Here is a 15,493-nt window from a genome sequence, read left to right on the forward strand (position 1 = left end):
CACCGTTAACAAGACGTTGAACCGGCGGCTGAAATGGGTTATCCACAAGACGATATGCGTGTGCCTCCGGGGGGAGGCAGGGACGATCTCACCAATGTGGTAGAAGGTCCCTGGTTGAGTACGGATCGGTCGGAAGTCGCGATCGACCCGATTGTGGGGCAGGGCGTCATGGCGCTGGATACGGGGAATGTCCCCGACGAGTTTCGGGCTCACCCGGACTGGAAGGACCCTGTGCCCTCCATCACCGATGCTGCGACTCTGGGCGACGGCCTGCGCAAGGCCCGCGAACTCTCGGGCAAGTCCATGGCCGAGCTGGCCGCCGACACCCGCGTCCACGAACGCTATCTGCTGGCCCTGGAAGAGAACAATCAGTCGGTCCTGCCGTCGCGCGTCTTCGCCATCGGCTATGTCCGCGCCTACGCCCACGCCCTGGGTCTGGACGAACAGCTGGCCGTGGAGCGCTACAAGCGCGAGACCCCGGACGGCTCGGTGCCGCTGCAGGCCCCGACCGGCGTCGCCTTCGAAGAGGTCCGCCGCTATTCGCCGCGCATCATCGGCGGCATCGCCCTGTTGCTCGTGGCCGTGATCGGCTGGAACGTGTTCCAGCGCGTCAGCCTGATGCGCGCGCCCCAGCCTTCGGACATCGCTGAGATCCCGGAAAGCTGGAGCCTAGGCGACGTGCCCGGCCAGGAACATCTGCGCGTCAGCATCCCCCAGCCCGCCCCGGCCGATCAGACGGTGCCGGCCCTTTACATCACCCCGGGTCTCGAGGCCCAGCTGACCGGCATCGACCCGGCCGATACGGCCGCCATCGCCGCCGCCACGGCCGCTCCGAGCGCCCCAGTACAGGCCGCCTTCAACCCGCGTGGCGCCATCTACGGCGCCTCGGCCACCGCCTCCCAGGTCGTGCTTCAGGCGCGCAAGGCCGGCGCCTTGGTCGTGCGTCTGGGCGACGGTCAGGTCCTGTTCGCCCGCCAACTGGCCGCCGGCGAAGCCTGGCGCGCGCCCATCGGCGTGGCCGCCACCATCGACGTCTCCGACCCGACCGCCTTCGACGTCTATTTGAACGGCGAGCACGGCGGCGGCCTGACCGGCGTCCTGACCCCGCTGAACCAGCTCAACACCCGCGCTGCCGCCATGGCCCGCCAGACGGCCGCCCGGATCGAGGCCGAGACCCAGGCCGCCCAGGCCGCCGCCGCCCGCGCCGCCGCCCAGACCCAGGCCGCCGTGGTCCAGACGGTGGCGACGGGACAGCAGGCGCTCACGCCGGTTCGGTAACGATCCTCTCCCTCCCCCTCGGGGGAGGGTGGTCGGAGCGAAGCGGAGACCGGGTGGGGGCGGCAAGGCAAGGCCCCCACGGACCCCAAATCCCTACCGCCCGTCGCCACGCCGCCCGGCCGCCCCACCCCGTCGCTAAAGCGACGACCCTCCCCCGAGGGGAGGGAGATGTTCGTGCCGGGCCGTCATGGCCTTGTCTCGCGCCCGCGCCTATATTGACCCCGTCATGAGCGACCACACCCACGTCCGACCCTGGCGCCATATCGAGCGCCGCAAGTCCCGCCAGATCATGGTGGGCAATGTGCCGGTCGGGGGCGACGCGCCGATCAGCGTCCAGTCGATGACCAACACCCCGACCTCGGACGCCAACGCCACTATCGGCCAGATCCGCGAGTTGGAAGAGGCCGGGGCCGACATCGTCCGCGTCTCCTGCCCCGATGAGGAGTCGACGGCGGCGTTCAAGACCATCGCCAAAGCCGCCAAGGTCCCGCTGGTCGCCGACATCCATTTCCACTACCGCCGCGGCATCGAGGCGGCCGAGGCCGGCGCCGCATGTCTCCGCATCAATCCGGGCAATATCGGCAACGCCGACCGGGTGAAGGAAGTCATCCAGGCCGCCAAGGACCACGGCTGCTCCATGCGGATCGGCGTCAACGCCGGGTCGCTGGAGAAGGAGCTGCTGGAAAAATACGGCGAGCCCTGCCCCGACGCGATGGTCGAGAGCGCGCTGAACCACGCCCGCATCCTGCAGGACCACGACTTCCACGAGTTCAAGATCTCGGTGAAGGCGTCCGACCCCTTCCTGACGGTCGCCGCCTATCACCAGCTGGCCGAGGCCATCGACTGCCCGCTGCACCTGGGCGTCACCGAGGCGGGTCCGCTGCGCACCGGCACGATCAAGTCGGCTATCGGCATGGGTTCCATGCTGTGGGCCGGGATCGGCGACACCATCCGCGTCTCCCTCGCTGCCGATCCGGTGGAGGAGATCAAGGTCGGCTTCGACATCCTGAAGTCGCTGGGTCTGCGCCACCGGGGCGTCAACATCATCGCCTGCCCGTCCTGCGCGCGTCAGGGCTTCAACGTCATCGAGACGGTCGGCATTCTGGAAGAGAAGCTGGCCCACATCGCCACGCCGATGTCGCTGTCGATCATCGGCTGCGTCGTCAACGGCCCGGGCGAGGCCCTGTACACCGACATCGGCTTCACCGGGGGCGGCAAGGGGGCGGGCATGGTCTATCTGAACGGCAAGATCGCCCACAAACTCGACAATGCGAAAATGGTCGACGAGATCGTCGAACTGGTCGAAGCCAAGGCGGCGGAGTTGAACGCGGCCCGCGACGCGGCGCTTCAGGCCGCCGAATAGGACGACCCGCCATGCGCATCGCCGGACTGATCGCCGCCCTTCTTCTGACGACGGCCTGCACGGCCGCGCCCGAGACCCGGACCGCCCCGCCCCCGGAAGCCGCCGAGGCCCCGCCCGCGCCCGTGATCGGCATGGCCAATCCCGCCTCCGTCGCCTGCGGCGACCTGTTCGGCGGCGAACTGTCGATCGTCGACGGCCCGGACGGCCAGTCCGGCATGTGCACCCTGCCCGACGGCCGGGTCTGCGAGGAATGGGTCCTGTTCCAGGATCACCGCTGCGCCGTGAACCGCGACGGCCCCTCCATCGGGGAGCCGGTCACGCCGAGGCCGCCGCAGGAAAGCCGCCGTCACGCCAAGAGCGGCAAGACCGGCGGCTGACGGGGGCCATCCGCCCCTAGGGTCCAGACTCATAACCACCAGACGATGATGGCCGCGAGGGCGACGGCGGCTGCGTATGTGCAGGCGAGCTTGTCGTATCGAGTGGCGACGCGGCGGAAGTCCTTGATACGGCAGAAGGCGCGCTCGACGAGGTTCCTTCGCTTGTAAGGCTCGGGGTCGAAGGGGTGCAGTCGCTTGCGATAAGGCGCGTTGGGGATGACCGGGGTCGTGCCTCGCGCCAGCAGCAGGCGTCTCAGGACGTCGCTGTCGTAGGCCCGGTCGGCGGCGAGGGTCGCTGACGCGGGCGCGGCCTGGATCAGGTCGGCCGCGACCGGTGCGTCGCCGCGCTGGCCGGGCGTGATCATGAAGGCGACGAGCCGCCCCAATCCATCGACCAGGGCGTGCAGCTTGGTGGTCGGCCCGCCGCGCGAGCGACCTATGCCGTTGGCCGAAGCCCCCCCTTTCCGCCCGTCGCCGAGCGGTGAGCCTTGGCCCAGGTCGAGTCCAGCATCAGCTCGGCCGGCGGCCCGCCCGACGCCGCCAACTCTTCGAACGCCCTCATCCAGACGCCCGCCTTGGCCCAACGGACCCAGCGATTGTAGAGCGTCTTGCGAGGGCCGTAGATCGGCGGCGCATCGATCCAGCGCCCGCCGCTGATCAGCACATGAACGATTCCCGAGATCACCCGTCGATCATCGACCCGGGGCACGCCACGAGGCTTGCTCGGCAGAAACGGCCGAAGCCGCTCGAACTGAGCATCCGTCAACCAGAACTCTGAAGCCATGTTCGTCCTCCTGCCTCAAAGCAGGGAATCACGCTTCGCCCGATCTGGGAATCCCGCTTATGGGTCTGGACCCTAGAGCACCCCGGCCAGTTGCAGGCCCTGGAAGGTCGCCAGACACAGCAACAGGCCGCCCACCGCATAGGTCAGGACGCGCTGCGGCACCGTCTTGGTGATGTAGCCGGCGAAGGGCGCCGCGAGCAGTCCCCCGACCACCAGACCCGCCACCGCCGAGGCGTGGTTGGTCAGAGCCTCCGCATCCCGCCAGTGGCCGGTCACCAGGGCCCAGACGAAGGTCGCCGAAATGGCCACCGTGACGAAGAACTCGGCCGTATTGACCGTGCCGATGGCCCGGCGCGGCTCGGCCCCCACCCCGACCAGGGTCGACGACACGGTCGGCCCCCATCCGCCCCCGCCGATGGCGTCGAAGAAGCCGCCGATGACGCCCAGGGGCGCGACGATCCAGCTGGGCCGGATGTGCCGGGGCTTGATGTCCCGCGTCGCCCGCCAGAGGATCCACAGACCCATCAGGGCCAGATAGACCACGATGAAGGGCTTGATCGTGTCCCCGTCGATGCCCGCCAGCACATAGGCGCCCAGCACCCCGCCGATGACGCCCGCGATGGCCAGGGGGATGAACAGCTGCCATTCCACGTTCTTGTGCCAGATGTGCGATCCGGCCGAGGCGGCGGTGGTGAAGACCTCCGCCCCGTGCACGCTGGCCGAGGCCGTCGCCGGGGGCACGCCGAAGGCCAGTAGCACCGACGACGAGATCACACCGTAGGCCATGCCCAGGGCGCCATCGACCGCCTGGGCGAACAGCCCCACGAACAGAAACAGCAAAAACGTATCCATTCAGCCCCCGAAGACGATGCCGTCGTGCGCGCCCTCAAGCGTCGCCGTTCCCGGCACAACCGCTCTCACCGGATTGCGTTGCGCCCGCCGTCACACGGATGCGTCATCGGCGACCCGTTTCAGCGCGGCCAGGACGTCGGCGCCGCGATAGGGCTTGATGACCATGGCCTCGGCGATGTCGGCGTGGCTGGCCGCCGCCGTGACGTCGCCGGACAGGAAGACGACCTTCAGCCCCCAGCGCGACTTCAGGCTGCGCCCCAGGGTCCCGCCGTCCGTCGCGCCCGACAGGTTGATGTCCAGAAGCGCCACGTCGATCGTATGCAGACCCGCCGCCACCTCGGCCGCCTCGGCGCTGTGGAAGGGGCCGACGACGTCATGCCCGGCCTCGACCAGAAGGGCGGTCAGGTCCTGGGCCATCTCCGGATCGTCCTCGACCACCAGCAGGGTCAGGGCGGTCGCGTCCTGGGTGAAGACGGGGTTTTCGACGACGCGCGGCGCCTGGGCGGTCAGGACCGTCCGCACCTCGGGCCAGAGCTCGGTCGGGGCGCGTCCGGCGTCCAGGTCGAAAATCCCCGCCAAGGCCGCCAGATCGGTCGCATCCTCGGGCGTCATCGTCTCGGGCGCCGCCATCAGGGCGTCGTAGCGGCTGAGGATGGCGTCCAGATTGGCCTTGTCGTTGGCCGTCGTGTGATCGGTGATGGATCCGTCGAACATGAAAAGCTCCCTCTGCTTCGGGGGGACCTAATGCGCGAGGGGGCCCGGCGTAACCGTTCTGACGCCAACGTCATCGCGCTTCACAAGCGTGACAACAGTGCGTGACCGCGTCGATCCGGCGCGGCGCATCGACAGCCCGCATCCCGCCGGAGTAAGACCGCGCCTCGCTTCTTCGACGGAAACCGCCTTGCACCTGCCCCAGATCAAGCTCGACCAGGTCCTGGACCGCTTCCACCAGGTGGAGGCGCGCATGGGCGCGGCCACCGACGGTCAGGAGATCGTGCGCCTGTCCAAGGAGCACGCCGAGATGAAGCCGGTCGCCGACGCCGTCCTGGCGCTCGGCAAGGCTCGCGCCGAGATCGACGACCTGAAGGCCATGGCCGAGGACCCGGAGATGGCCGCCATGGCCGCCGACGAGCTGGAGACCCTCTCCGCCCGCCTGCCCGACATGGAGCGGGACGTCGCCCTTCTGCTGGCCCCGCGCGACGCCGACGAGAACGCCTCGGCCGTGCTGGAAGTCCGCGCCGGCACCGGCGGGGACGAAGCCGCCATCTTCGCCGGCGACCTGTTTCGCATGTACTCGCGCTACGCCTCCTCGCGCGGTTGGCGGGTCGAGCTGGACAGCGCCACCGAGGGCGACGCCGGCGGCTACAAGGAGATCATCGCCACCGTCACCGGCGACGGCGTCTTCGGCCGTCTGAAGTTCGAGAGCGGCGTCCACCGCGTCCAGCGCGTTCCGGCCACGGAGACACAAGGGCGCATCCACACCTCGGCCGCCACGGTCGCCGTCCTGCCCGAGGTCGAGGACGTCGAGATCGACATCCAGGACAAGGACATCCGCATCGACACCTTCCGCGCCTCGGGTTCGGGCGGCCAGCACGTCAACAAGACCGACTCGGCCGTGCGGATCACCCACTTCCCGACCGGGATCGTGGTGACGTCCTCGGAGAAGTCCCAGCATGTCAACCGCGACAAGGCGATGCGGAACCTGCGCGTCCGCCTCTACGACCTGCAGCGCCAGCAGAAGGATCAGGCCCGGTCCGACGCTCGCAAGTCCCAGGTCGGCTCCGGCGACCGCTCCGAGCGGATCCGCACCTACAACTATCCGCAAGGCCGGGTCAGCGATCACCGCATCAACCTGACCCTGCACAGCCTGCCGCAGATCATGGAAGGCGACATCGACCCCCTGCTGAACGCCCTGATCGCCGAGGATCAGGCCGCGCGTCTGGCCGATCTGGAAGCCGAGTTCGCTTGATCGTCTCCTCCCCGTGCGGAGCATGGGGAGGTGGCAGCGAGCTCTTCGCGAGCTGACGGAGGGGTTCTAGGTGCACGCAGAAAGAACCCCTCCGTCTCTCCGCTTCGCTACGAGCCACCTCCCCATCGCTTCGCGACAGGGAGGAGACCCCCTATTCTTCGCCCGGTGGCGCCCAATCGGGATCGTCGACGTCCTCGCCGCGCGCCTTGGCCTCCTTGCGGGCCTGTTTCAGCGCGGCCTTTTTGGCGGCCTTCTGGGCCTCGGCCTTTTCCCGCTCCTGGCGCTCGAAGGCGTAGTTGGGCTTTCTGGCCATGTTCGGGGGACTCCTTCTTCTCTAACTCACCGTGCACCCCAGCGAAGGCTGGGGTCCAGATGGAAAAGGCGGCGCGTGACAACGAGGTCGTGATCTTCGTCCAGGCTGTCTGAGTTTGAGATCTGGGCTCCAGCCTTCGCTGGAGCGCACGGAGAAGGTTCAGTCCACCGCGACGATCTCGACCGTCTGGCCCGCGACCACCGCCTCGTCGCCGACGGTCTTGCCGATCAGGGCGCGGGTCAGGGGCGAGACGTGGCTGACCGATCCGTTCGCCGGATCCGCCTCATCCTCGCCGACGATCCGCCAGGTCTGGGTCCGGCCGTCCTCGCGCTCGATGGTGACCGATCCGCCGAACCGCACCCGCCCATCCGCCTCGGTCTCGACCAGCTGGGCGCTGGCCCGCCGTGCCGACCAGTAGCGCAGGTCCCGCGTCGCCCGCGCCATGGCGGTGCGGTCGGCTTCGATCGACCCTTGCGCCTGCGCCCCCGCCCAGGCGGCGCGCGCCTCGGCCAGGGCGGCCTCGATCGCGGCGAGGCCCGAGGCCGTCACCAGATTGGGATGCGGAGAGATGGGGCGGTCCGGCAGATCGGCGGCCGTGGCCTCCAGATCCTCCTCGCGCGTGAAGGCGACGCTCATGGGGTTCTGTAGCCTGTCTCCTCCCCGTTCGCCACTTGGCGAATGGGGAGGTGGATGCGAGCTCTTGCGAGCAGACGGAGGGGTTCTGGGTGCACGCCGAAAGAACCCTCCCGTCGTCGGGTCGCATGCGACCCTTCCTCCACTCCGCTTCGCTCCGAGCCACCTCGTCGGCGCGCTTCGCGACGGGGAGGAGACAGGCTACACCCCCGCGCATGACCGATCCCACCGACACCGCCGTCCACATCATCGGGGCCGGGCCCGCAGGCCTGATGGCCGCCGAGACCCTGGCGAAGGCCGGCGCCCCGGTCGTCGTCCACGACCGGATGCCCTCGGTGGGGCGGAAGCTCCTGATGGCCGGACGCGGCGGGCTGAACCTCACCCATACGGAGGGGCAGGACGCGTTTCTCTCCCGCTACGCCGAGGCCGAAGGGCCGATCTCCGACTGGCTCGACGCCTTCTCGCCCGACGACCTGACCGAATGGGCGCATGGGCTGGACCAGCCGACCTTCGTCGGCTCCAGCGGCCGTGTCTTCCCCAAGGCGATGAAGGCTTCGCCCCTGCTCCGCGCCTGGCTGGCGCGGCTGGCGGACCTCGGCGTCGAGATCCGCACCCGGTCGCGCTGGACCGGCTGGCGCGACGGCGCCCTCATCTTCGACACCCCCGAGGGCGAGCGGATCGAACATCCGGCCGCGACGATCCTCGCCATGGGCGGGGCGAGCTGGCCCCGGCTGGGCTCGGACGGCCAATGGGTTCCGGTGCTGGAGGATCAGGGCGTCGGCGTCGCCCCCCTCGTCCCCGCCAACGCCGGCTTCGACGTCGCCTGGTCCGACATCCTGATCGAGCGGTTCGCCGGCCAGGCCCTGAAGCCCGCGACCCTGACCTTCGGCGACCGCACCGTGCGGGGCGAGCTGGTCGTGACCCGCTATGGGGTCGAGGGCGGGGCGATCTACGCCCTGTCGGCGGCGCTTCGCGAGGCCATCGCGGCGGAAGGATCCGCCACCCTCGTCGTCGATCTGCGGCCAGACCTGTCCGAAGAGGCCCTGGCCGGACGGCTCGCCCGTCCGCGCGGCAAGGACAGCGTCACCAACCATCTGAGGAAGGCCGGCGGCCTGTCGCCCGTCGCCATCGCCGTGCTTCGCGAGATCGGCGAGGTCCCGCCGGGCGCGCCCAAACTGGCCAAGCGCATCAAGGCCATCCGGCTGAAGCTGACCGGCGTCCAGGGGCTGGACCGCGCCATCTCCACTGCCGGAGGCGTCCGGTTCGACGCCTTGAATCCAACATTGATGCTGACGGCCCGACCGGGCGTCTTCGTCGCCGGGGAGATGATCGACTGGGAGGCGCCGACCGGCGGCTATCTGCTTCAGGCCAGCCTGGCCTCCGGCGTCGTGGCGGCCAATGGCGTCCTGCGGTGGCGGGCGTCGCAATAGGCCGATAGAACCCGCCGTCATGACCAGTGCTCCCGAGATTTCCGGCCTCTGCCCGCCGCGCTTCCACGCGGTGAAGGACGCCTTCGCCGCCAACTTCACCGACGCCCCCGACGGGCTGAACGAACAGGGCGCACGCTTCTCGGTGGTCATCGCCGGGGAGACGGTGCTGGACCTCTGGGCCGGGGTCGCCGAACCGCGCGACGCCACGCCCTTCACCGACGACACCCTCGTGCCCGTCTTCTCCTCGGGCAAGGCGATCATGGCCCTGTTGATGGCCTCGGCCGTCCAGCGCGGCAAGCTGGCCTATGAGGAAAAGGTCGCCCACGTCTGGCCGGCTTACGGCGCGAACGGTAAGGCGGACGTCAGCATCGCCCAGTTGCTGTCCCACCAGGACGGCCTGCCCGGCTTCTCCGAACCCGTCGATCCGGCCATCTGGTTCGACCAGCGCGCCGTGCTCGACAAGCTGGCCGCCCAGGCCCCGATGTGGGCCCCCGGAACCGCCTCCGGCTATCACCCGGTCACCGTCGGCTTCCTCGCCAACGAGGTCCACCGCCTCGCCGACGGCCGCACCATGGGTCAGGCCCTGCGTCAGGACTTCGCCGCCCCCTTCGATCTCGACCTGTGGATCGGCCTGCCGGAGGACCAGCACGGCCGCGTCGCGGCGCTGCGCAAACCCTCCAAGGCTCCCGACCTCGGCCCCATCGACGCTATCAAGACCGCCGCCTTCCTCGACAAGGGCTCGGCTCCCGGCGGGCGTGGCTCGGCGGAGTGGCGCTCCATCGAGATCCCGTCCGCCAACCTGCACGGCACGGCCCTCAGCCTCGCCCGCGCCATGGGGGTCTTCGCCAACGACGGCCGGCTGGACGGCAAGACCATCCTGTCCCCCGCCGTAATGGCCGAGGCGACGAAGGCCCGCGTCTCCGGCCCGGACAAGGTCCTGCCCTACGACATCACCTGGGCGGCGGGGCTGATGCGGAACGAGGGGCTGAACATCTTCGGCCCCAACCCGGATGCGCTCGGCCACTGCGGCTGGGGCGGCAGCTGCGTCATGGCCGATCCGGACGTGAAGCTCTCGGCCGCCTACGCCATGACCCGCCAGTCGCCCTATCTCATCGGCGACCCGCGCGCTCAACGGTTGATCGAGGCCCTCTACTCGGCCTTCTGATCAGACGGGTTCGGCGACCGCCATCGCACGCCGCGCCGCCCGCGCCCGGAAGACGGCGGCCAGGGCGAACACCCCGGCGCCCAGCCAGATGAAGGCAAAGGACACGGCGCGCAGCGGGGTGAAGGCCTCGCCCGTCGCCACGCCGATCATGAACTGGATGGTCGGCGCCAGAAACTGGACGAAGCCCATGGTCGACAGGGGCATACGCCGCGCCGCCCAGGCGAACAGGGCCAGGGGGAAGACCGTCATCGGCCCGTTCAGCAGAGCCCAGCCGAAGCCTTCCCAGGTCGCGAAACCGTGGCCGAGCCCATGCGCCTGCAGCCAGATCACGAAGGTCAGGCCGAAGGGCAGCAGCAGCAGGCATTCGATGAACAGCCCCGCCTGGGCGTCCACGGGAATCCGCTTCTTGATGACGCCATAGGCGCCGAAGCTCAAAGCAAGCGCGATGGAAATCCACGGCGGCCGACCCAGGGCCAGCGCCTGGAACAGCACGCCCACGCCGGCCAGGCCGATGGCGACCCAGCCCCATTTGTCGATCCGCTCGCGGAACAGCCACAGCCCCACGATCATGTTGAGGAGCGGGTTGATGTAGTAGCCGAGGCTGGCCTCCAGCGTCGCGTGATGCGTCGTCGCCCAGACGTAGATGCCCCAGTTCAGGGCGATCAGCACGGTGGCCAGCGCCAGCCAGGCCAGGGTCTTCAGCTGGCCCAGCGCGGCCCTCACCTGTTTCGACTGACCGGCGAACAGAACGAGCGCCCCCGCGATCAGCACCGACCACAGGGCGCGGTGGGACAGGATCTCAGGCGCGGAAAACCCGATCGCCGCCTGGCCCATGAAGAGCAGGGGCATGAAGCCCCACAGGACATAGCAACCCACCGCCGACAGGAAGGCGGCGCGGGCGGGGGAGGGGGAGGCGTTACTCACGAACCGTCATCCTCGGGCTTGTCCCGAGGATCCATGAGTCAACCGCTGGATCCTCGGGATTGCGAGCTCGGCGCGAAGGGTGCGTCGGAACAATGGGCCCTCGGCACGGGGCCGAGGGTGACGTGGGATCAGACCGTCAGCGAGCGATACCCGCTCTTCGGCTTGATCGTGCCCGTCTCGTCCAGCAGCTGGGCGATCTGGACGGCGTTCAGGGCCGCGCCCTTGCGCAGGTTGTCCGACACCACCCAGAAGACCAGGCCGTTCTCGACCGTGTGGTCCTTGCGGATGCGCGAGACATAGACGGCGTGCTCGCCCGCAGCGTCGACCGGGGTGATGTAGCCGTCGTGCTCCTGCTTATCGATCACCAGCACGCCCGGCGCCTCGCGCAGGATGGCGCGCGCTTCGTCGGGGCTGATCGGCCGATCGAACTCGACCGTCACGGCCTCGGAGTGGCCCACGAAGACCGGCACGCGGACGCAGGTGACCGTCAGCTTGATCGCCGGGTCCATCATCTTGTGGACCTCGTTCCACATCTTGGCTTCCTCGTCGGTGTAGCCGTCCTCGTTGAAGGACCCGATGTAGGGGATGACGTTGAAGGCGATCTGCTTGGGGAATTTCTTCGGGGTGGCGTCGCCCAGGCCGTAGATGGCCTTGGTCTGGTTCCACAGCTCGTCCATGCCTTCCTTGCCGGCGCCCGAGACCGACTGATAGGTCGAGACGACCACGCGCTTGGCCTTGGCCGCGTCATGCAGCGGCTTCAGCGCCACGACCAACTGGGCCGTCGAGCAGTTCGGGTTGGCGATGATGTTCTTCCTGGTGGCCAGCTTGACCGCGTCCGGGTTCACTTCCGGCACGATCAGGGGCACGTCCGGGTCCTTGCGGAAGGCCGAGGAGTTGTCGATCACGATCGGACCGGCCTTGCCGATCTTCTCGGACCATTCACGCGACACGTCGCCGCCGGCCGACATCAGGACGATGTCCACCTTGGACCAGTCGAAGCTGTCGATGACCTCGCATTTGACGACGCCGTCTTTCCACGCGACCTCGACGCCCTTGGATTTTCGCGAGGCCACCGCGTGCATTTCGTCGACGGGGAACTCCAGTTCCTCGAGGATGGTCAGCATTTCGCGCCCGACATTGCCGGTGGCGCCCACGATAGCGACGGAATAGCCCATTCTTTTTGGTCCTTCGGACGCGCTAACGCTCGCGACGCGGTCGCTTGCTGCTTGAGCGCGATAGGGGGAGGTCGGGAGAGACTTGCTCTCCTACGGTGGCATTTAGGCTTTCGCGTGTGCGAAGCAACCGCTTTTCAGCGGCAAGCGGGGCGTTTAAGCCCCAGTTCCATGCCTTCTCACATTGCCCGTGCTTATGCCGAACGCCTGAAGTCGGGCGTGCTGACCGCCGACCCGGCCCAGACGTCCGCCATCGAGGCCCTGACCCGGCTGGAGAAGGACCTCGGCAAGCGCGGCCTGTTCGGCGGGGTGGGCGAGGTGAAGGGCCTCTACCTCTGGGGCCCTCCGGGACGCGGCAAGTCCATCCTGATGGACCTCTTCTTCGCCGGCGTGCCCGAGCCCCGAAAGACCCGCGCCCATTTCCATGCCTTCATGGCCCGGGTCCACGACCTGATCCGCCAGTGGCGCGAGGGCGACAGGAAGACCCGCCAGTCCGTCTTCGGCACGCACAAGGGCGACGACCCCATCGAGCCGGTCGCGGCCCTGATCGCCTCGGAGGCCCGGCTGCTCTGCTTCGACGAGCTTCAGGTCACCGACATCGCCGACGCCATGATCCTGGGCCGGCTGTTCGACGGCCTGTTCGCGAGGAAGGTGGTGGTCTGCATCACCTCGAACCGGGCCCCGGACGCCCTCTACAAGGACGGCATCAACCGCCAGCTGTTCGTGCCCTTCATCGAGCGCATCAAGACCCAGTGCGAGGTGCTGGAGCTGACCGGCGCGCGCGACTGGCGCCTCGACCGGATCAAGGCCTCGCGCGTCTGGTTCGACGCCGACGGCCGCACCGATTTTGACCGGCTGTGGGAGGACCTGAAGGGCGAGATGCCGGAATGCCCGGCCCATCTGGCCGTCTTGGGCCGTGACGTGGTGATCCGGCGCACCGCCGGAGGCCTGGCCCGCGCCACCTTCGCCGAGCTCTGCGAACAGCCCCTGGGGCCGCAGGACTATCTGGCCATCGCCGAGCGATTCCACACCCTGTTCCTGGACGACATTCCCCTTCTGGGGCCCCACAACCGCCATTCCGCCCGTCGGCTGGTGACCCTGATCGACGCCCTCTATGAGGCGAAGACGCGTCTGGTGGCCCTGGCGGAAGGCACGCCCGAAGCCCTCTATCCGGAAGGCGACGGCGCCTTCGAGTTCGAACGCACGGTCTCTCGCCTGAACGAGATGTCGTCCCAGGACTGGCTGGACAAGGCCGAGCACAAGGACTGATCGTTCGCCCGTCATCCTCGGACTTGATCCGAGGATCGGATGTTCCGGGTCCGGGTCTCCGGTACAGCCCGCCGACCTCGCCCTTCTTCAGCCATCTGTCCCGCACAACGTCCGATCCTCGGATCAAGTCCGAGGATGACGGGGATGGGTGGAAGACCTAGGCTCCAGCAAGACCACGGAGCCCCCATGAAACTCGCCGCCTTCGCCGTCGCCCTTCTCGCGGCCGGTCCCGCCTTCGCCCAGACGGCCCCCGCGGCGCCCGCGACCCAGGCCGCCCCCGCGCGCTGGAGCGGCCTGACGGTGGCGGAGATCACCGGCCGCCTGACCGCCGCCGGCCTGACGGTCGCCCCGCCCCAGATGAACGCCGACCGGGTCTATCTGCGCGTCACCGACGGCGAGTTCCGCTGGGTCGCGACCCTGTTCTCCTGCACCAACGGCAGCTGCCCGGACGTCCAGTTCACGGCCGCCTTCTCGGGCCCCAATGCGACGCCGGAGATCATCTCGCGCTGGAACGGCAGCCGCCGCTTCGTGAAGGCCTTCTACGCCGAGCCCGAGGCGGCCGGCGGCGAGGCCCAGGCCGTGGCCCAGTACGACGTCCTCCTCAGCCGGGGCGCCGGCCCCGAGCAGCTGGACGACCCGATCCAGGTCTGGCGCAGCCTGTCCATGGACCTCGGCCGCACGGTGACGACGCCGGAAGGGGCGGCGGCGACCGCGCCAAACTGAACCCTCTCCCCTTGCGGGAGAGGGTTTGAGCGCCCGCGAGCATCGCGAGCGGCCTTGCGCGAAAGGGTGAGGGGTTTTGCTGACGGCAGGCGGTGAGGGCGGTTTCACCCCTCACCCGCCCGCGCCAGAACGGCCGCTATCGCGACCGTGCGCGGCCTCCCTCTCCCGCAAGGGGAGAGGGAGCCGATCACTTTAGGCCAGCGAAGCGTCCGCCACCTTGCAGGCCTCGATCAGGCCCTGGACGGACTCGACCGACTTGGCGAACATCGCCTTCTCTTCGTCGTTGGTGGTGAACTCGACGATCTTCTCGACGCCGCCGGCGCCGATCAGGGCGGGCACGCCGACGTAGAGGTCCGACAGGCCGTATTCGCCCGACAGCCAGACGGCGCAAGGCAGGACGCGCTTCTGGTCCAGCAGATAGGACTTGGCCATGGCGATGGCCGATTCCGCCGGGGCGTAGAAGGCCGAGCCGGTCTTCAACAGGGCGACGATCTCGCCGCCGCCGCCGCGCGTGCGCTTCACGATGGCGTCCAGCTCGTCCTGCGTCAGGAAGCCGGCGGCCACCGCGTCAGGCAGGCTCAGGCCGCCGACGGTCGAGTGGCGCACCATCGGCACCATGTCGTCGCCGTGACCGCCCAGGGTCCAGGCGTGGATGTCCTGGATCGAGACGCCGGTCTTCTCGGCCAGGAAGGCGGCGAAGCGGGCCGAGTCGAGCACGCCGGCCATGCCGACGACCTTCTCCTTGGGCAGGCCCGAGAATTTCTGCAGCGCCCAGACCATGGCGTCGAGCGGGTTGGTGATGCAGATCACGAAGGCGTTCGGGGCGTGTTTGGCGATGCCTTCGCCCACGGCCTTCATGACCTTCAGGTTGATGCCGATCAGGTCGTCGCGGCTCATGCCGGGCTTCCGCGGCACGCCGGCGGTGACGATGCAGACGTCGGCGCCCGCGATGTCGGCATAGTCGTTGGCGCCCTTCAACGAGACGTCGGCGCCGAACACGGCCGAGGCCTGGAAGATGTCCAGCGCCTTGCCCTGGGGCGTGCCCTCGGCGATGTCGAACAGGATCACGTCGCCCAGGGCTTCGCGCGCGGCCACGTGGGCCAGGGTGCCGCCGATCATACCGGCGCCGATGAGGGCGATCTTCGCGCGAGCCATAGAGCAGTCTCCGTCCTGGTGGCCGGTCGCGCCGTGGCGCTGAGGCCGGTTGTTGCGTTGCGATATCAGAAATCGTCGGCGGGCGG

General features: G+C 68.9%; 16 protein-coding genes. 8 read left to right on the top strand and 8 right to left on the bottom strand.

The genetic code is table 11. The features are described 5' to 3' along the window. Positions 1 to 114 precede the first annotated feature (114 nt). From ACETK8_RS01545 to ACETK8_RS01555, 3 genes are all read left to right on the top strand, one after another. Positions 115 to 1,278 carry a helix-turn-helix domain-containing protein gene (locus tag ACETK8_RS01545; protein ID WP_374037758.1) on the top strand — a complete coding sequence of 388 codons (1,164 nt, stop codon included), beginning with the start codon at positions 115 to 117 and terminating at the stop codon, positions 1,276 to 1,278. A 226-nt stretch (positions 1,279 to 1,504) separates the two neighbouring features. After that, a complete protein-coding gene (gene ispG / locus ACETK8_RS01550; RefSeq protein ID WP_374037759.1) occupies positions 1,505 to 2,641 on the top strand; it encodes a flavodoxin-dependent (E)-4-hydroxy-3-methylbut-2-enyl-diphosphate synthase in 1,137 nt (378 codons plus the stop codon). Positions 2,642 to 2,652: 11 nt separating this feature from the next. Then, positions 2,653 to 3,018 (top strand): DUF333 domain-containing protein, encoded by a 366-nt coding sequence (locus ACETK8_RS01555; protein ID WP_374037760.1) that lies wholly within the window; start codon positions 2,653 to 2,655, stop codon positions 3,016 to 3,018. Positions 3,019 to 3,047: 29 nt separating this feature from the next. Here the strand turns inward: ACETK8_RS01555 and ACETK8_RS01560 are convergent. The 3 genes from ACETK8_RS01560 to ACETK8_RS01570 form a co-directional block, all read right to left on the bottom strand. Further along, positions 3,048 to 3,802, bottom strand: a protein-coding gene (locus tag ACETK8_RS01560; protein ID WP_374037761.1) for an IS5 family transposase whose coding sequence is annotated in 2 segments (ribosomal slippage) — positions 3,048 to 3,460 and positions 3,460 to 3,802 — 756 coding nt in all. Because the reading frame shifts where the segments join, the coding sequence is not laid out codon by codon here. A 72-nt stretch (positions 3,803 to 3,874) separates the two neighbouring features. Continuing rightward, complete coding sequence (locus ACETK8_RS01565; protein WP_374037762.1) at positions 3,875 to 4,654, bottom strand: sulfite exporter TauE/SafE family protein; 780 nt, start codon at positions 4,652 to 4,654, stop codon at positions 3,875 to 3,877. A gap of 90 nt (positions 4,655 to 4,744) precedes the next feature. Next, positions 4,745 to 5,368: a response regulator gene (locus tag ACETK8_RS01570; protein ID WP_374037763.1), complete on the bottom strand. Its 624-nt coding sequence runs from the start codon at positions 5,366 to 5,368 to the stop codon at positions 4,745 to 4,747. Between the two features lie 187 nt (positions 5,369 to 5,555). Here ACETK8_RS01570 and prfA point away from each other — a divergent pair, with 187 nt between their 5' ends. After that, positions 5,556 to 6,623: a peptide chain release factor 1 gene (gene prfA, locus ACETK8_RS01575; protein WP_374039447.1), complete on the top strand. Its 1,068-nt coding sequence runs from the start codon at positions 5,556 to 5,558 to the stop codon at positions 6,621 to 6,623. Positions 6,624 to 6,774: 151 nt separating this feature from the next. On the opposite strand, the gene ACETK8_RS01580 is transcribed toward prfA, so the two are convergent. Continuing rightward, positions 6,775 to 6,936 (bottom strand): hypothetical protein, encoded by a 162-nt coding sequence (locus ACETK8_RS01580; RefSeq protein WP_374037764.1) that lies wholly within the window; start codon positions 6,934 to 6,936, stop codon positions 6,775 to 6,777. A gap of 159 nt (positions 6,937 to 7,095) precedes the next feature. Further along, the gene (greA, locus tag ACETK8_RS01585) at positions 7,096 to 7,572 is read right to left on the bottom strand and encodes a transcription elongation factor GreA (RefSeq protein ID WP_374037765.1); all 477 of its coding nucleotides are present in this window, start codon (positions 7,570 to 7,572) and stop codon (positions 7,096 to 7,098) included. 212 nt (positions 7,573 to 7,784) lie between these two features. Here greA and ACETK8_RS01590 point away from each other — a divergent pair, with 212 nt between their 5' ends. Both ACETK8_RS01590 and ACETK8_RS01595 read left to right on the top strand, forming a co-directional pair. Next, on the top strand, positions 7,785 to 8,999 hold the full coding sequence (locus ACETK8_RS01590; protein ID WP_374037766.1) for an NAD(P)/FAD-dependent oxidoreductase: 1,215 nt from the start codon (positions 7,785 to 7,787) through the stop codon (positions 8,997 to 8,999). A gap of 19 nt (positions 9,000 to 9,018) precedes the next feature. After that, a complete protein-coding gene (locus ACETK8_RS01595; RefSeq protein ID WP_374037767.1) occupies positions 9,019 to 10,164 on the top strand; it encodes a serine hydrolase domain-containing protein in 1,146 nt (381 codons plus the stop codon). Here ACETK8_RS01595 and rarD read toward each other — a convergent pair whose 3' ends face one another. Then, positions 10,165 to 11,088, bottom strand: coding sequence for an EamA family transporter RarD (rarD, locus tag ACETK8_RS01600; protein ID WP_374037768.1), 924 nt, complete (start codon positions 11,086 to 11,088; stop codon positions 10,165 to 10,167). Positions 11,089 to 11,216: 128 nt separating this feature from the next. Then, positions 11,217 to 12,263, bottom strand: a complete 1,047-nt coding sequence (locus ACETK8_RS01605) for an aspartate-semialdehyde dehydrogenase (protein WP_374037769.1) — start codon at positions 12,261 to 12,263, stop codon at positions 11,217 to 11,219. A 168-nt stretch (positions 12,264 to 12,431) separates the two neighbouring features. Here ACETK8_RS01605 and zapE point away from each other — a divergent pair, with 168 nt between their 5' ends. Together zapE and ACETK8_RS01615 are read left to right on the top strand one after the other, a co-directional pair. Further along, positions 12,432 to 13,529: a cell division protein ZapE gene (gene zapE / locus ACETK8_RS01610; protein ID WP_374037770.1), complete on the top strand. Its 1,098-nt coding sequence runs from the start codon at positions 12,432 to 12,434 to the stop codon at positions 13,527 to 13,529. Positions 13,530 to 13,715: 186 nt separating this feature from the next. Continuing rightward, the gene (locus ACETK8_RS01615; RefSeq protein WP_374037771.1) at positions 13,716 to 14,252 is read left to right on the top strand and encodes a YbjN domain-containing protein; all 537 of its coding nucleotides are present in this window, start codon (positions 13,716 to 13,718) and stop codon (positions 14,250 to 14,252) included. Between the two features lie 192 nt (positions 14,253 to 14,444). Here the strand turns inward: ACETK8_RS01615 and mdh are convergent, their stop codons facing one another. After that, the gene (gene mdh / locus ACETK8_RS01620) at positions 14,445 to 15,407 is read right to left on the bottom strand and encodes a malate dehydrogenase (protein WP_374037772.1); all 963 of its coding nucleotides are present in this window, start codon (positions 15,405 to 15,407) and stop codon (positions 14,445 to 14,447) included. Positions 15,408 to 15,493: the final 86 nt, after the last annotated feature.

Origin of the sequence: Brevundimonas staleyi (assembly GCF_041893865.1) — a bacterium.
Lineage (GTDB): Bacteria > Pseudomonadota > Alphaproteobacteria > Caulobacterales > Caulobacteraceae > Brevundimonas > Brevundimonas staleyi.